This window comes from Kocuria sp. NPDC057446, assembly GCF_042802875.1.
GTDB lineage: Bacteria > Actinomycetota > Actinomycetes > Actinomycetales > Micrococcaceae > Kocuria.
The window spans coordinates 1-2450 of the sequence record NZ_JBHVDI010000262.1; the positions used below are offsets into that span (position 1 = coordinate 1).

2 protein-coding genes are annotated in these 2450 nt (G+C 72.3%); both read right to left on the bottom strand.

Annotated elements, in window-relative coordinates; all coding sequences use genetic code 11:
• Nucleotides 1–37: 37 nt before the first annotated feature.
• Nucleotides 38–1546 carry a glutamate--tRNA ligase gene (gene gltX / locus ACFU0Y_RS17880; RefSeq protein WP_380216271.1) on the bottom strand — a complete coding sequence of 503 codons (1509 nt, stop codon included), beginning with the start codon at nt 1544–1546 and terminating at the stop codon, nt 38–40.
• Nucleotides 1547–1621: 75 nt separating this feature from the next.
• On the bottom strand, nt 1622–2395 hold the full coding sequence (locus tag ACFU0Y_RS17885; protein WP_380216273.1) for a fumarylacetoacetate hydrolase family protein: 774 nt from the start codon (nt 2393–2395) through the stop codon (nt 1622–1624).
• Nucleotides 2396–2450 lie beyond the last annotated feature (55 nt).

The window sequence follows — 2450 nt, forward strand, 5'->3', positions numbered from 1 at the left end:
GGGGTGGCCGGACCGCCGTCGTCGTCCGGTCGGGTGCTCAGCCGAGCTGCGCGGCGAGCGCGCGCAGGCGGGTCAGCGAGGAGTCCTTGCCCAGGATCTCGAGGGACTCGAACAGCGGCGGCGAGATCCGCCGGCCGGAGACGGCGGTGCGGACGGGGCCGAAGGCCAGGCGGGGCTTGATGCCCAGGCCGTCCACGATGGCCTCCCGGAGCGCGGTCTCGAGGGCGGCGGCGCTCCAGTCCTCGAGCGGCTCGAGGGCGGCGAGCGCGGCCCGCAGGACGTCGCCGGCGGAGTCCTTGAGCTGCTTGCGGGCGTCCTCGGCGACCTCGATCCCGTCGTCCGCGGCGAAGAGGAAGGACAGCAGCTCCGGCGCCTCGCCGAGCAGGTTCATCCGCTCCTGGACCAGCGGTGCGGCCCGGTCGAGGACGTCCTGCTGGCGCTCGTCCAGGGTCTCCCCCAGCACACCGCCGGCCTGGAGGTAGGGCACGAGCCGGTCGCGGAAGTCCTGGGGGGCGAGCCGGCGGACGTGCGTGCCGTTGATCGCCGTGGCCTTCTTGAGGTCGAACCGCGCGGGGTTCGCGAGCACGTCGTGCACGTCGAAGTGCGCCACGAGCTGGTCCACGGTGAAGACGTCCTCGTCCGCGGACAGGGACCAGCCCAGCAGGGCCAGGTAGTTGAGCAGCCCCTCGGGGATGAACCCGCTGTCCTTGAGGTGGAAGAGGCTGGACTCGGGGTCGCGCTTCGAGAGCTTCTTGTTGCCCTCGCCCATGACGTAGGGCAGGTGGCCGTACTCGGGCACGTACGGGGCGATGCCGATCTCGACCAGGACCCGGAACAGCGCGATCTGGCGGGGGGTGGAGGAGAGCAGGTCCTCGCCCCGCAGCACGTGGGTGATCCCCATGAGGGCGTCGTCCACGGGGTTGGTGAGCGTGTACAGCGGCTGCCCGTTGGCGCGCACCACCACGTAGTCCGGGATCGAGCCGGCCCGGAACACGATCTCGCCGCGGATCATGTCGTGCACCACGATGTCCTCGTCCGGCATCCGCAGCCGCAGCACGGGCTCCCGGCCCTCGGACCGGAAGACCGCGACCTGCTCCTCCGTGAGGTCCCGGTCGTAGTTGTCGTAGCCGAGCTTGGGGTCGCGGCCGGCCGCGCGGTGGCGGGCCTCGACCTCCTCGGGGGTCGAGTAGGCCTCGTAGACGGCCCCGTGCTCGCGGAGCCGGTTCGCCACGTCGCGGTAGACGTCGAGTCGCTGCGACTGCCGGTAGGGCGCGTGCGGGCCGCCGGTCTCCACGCCCTCGTCCCAGTCGATCCCGAGCCAGGCCAGCGCCTCCAGGAGCTGCTGGTAGCTCTCCTCGGAGTCGCGCTGCGTGTCGGTGTCCTCGACGCGGAAGACCATGGTGCCGCCGGTGTGCCGGGCGTGGGCCCAGTTGAACAGCGCGGTGCGGATCAGCCCCACGTGCGGGGTGCCCGTCGGGGACGGGCAGAAGCGCACGCGCACGGGCGAGGTGGTGGTCGGGGCGGAGGTGGCGGGCGTGTCGGTCATGGCTCTTTCGTGGATCGGTCGGGAGCGGGGCGGGGTGGTGCCCTGGGCGGGCGCACCGGTGCGTGGGGGACGGGGTCAGCGGCGCAGGACGGTCGGCAGGACGCCGATGCCCTCGACCTCCACCTCGATCCGGTCGCCCTCGTCGACGATGCCGACACCGGCGGGCGTGCCGGTGAGGATGACGTCGCCGGGCAGGAGCGTGAACGCCTGGGAGATGTAGGAGACGAGGAACGGGACGTCGAAGACCATGTCCCGGGTGCTGCCGTCCTGCTTGGTCTCGCCGTTGACGCGGCTGCGCACGGCGAGGGCGGAGGTGTCGAGGTCCGTCTCGATCCAGGGCCCGAGCGGGCAGGCCCCGTCGAAGCCCTTGGCGCGCGCCCACTGGCCGTCGGTCCTCTGGACGTCGCGGCCGGTGAGGTCGTTGGCGCATGTGTAGCCGAAGACCACCTCGGGCACGCGCTCGACGGGGACGTCCTTGCACATCCGCCCGACGACGACGGCGAGCTCGGCCTCGTAGGAGACCTGCTCGGTCCACGCGGGGAGGGTCACGGGGTCGCCGGGACCGGCCACGGACGTGTTCGGCTTGAAGAACAGCATCGGGGAGGCGGGCAGCTCGTTGCCCAGCTCCGCGGCGTGGTCGGCGTAGTTGCGGCCGACGCACACGATCTTGGAGCGCGGGATCACGGGGGCCAGGAGGCGGACGTCGGCGATGCCGTGGCGCTGCTGGGTGGGGTTGATCCCGGTGTAGAAGGGGTCGCCGGCGAGGACGGTGACCGTCTCCTCGCCGGGCGCCCCCTGCACTGCGCCGAAGTGGATCTCGCTGTCGACCGTGAACCTGGCAATTCGCATGCCACCAGGCTATCCCACGGCTCCCGGCCGCCCGCTCGGCCCCCGGTGCCACCAC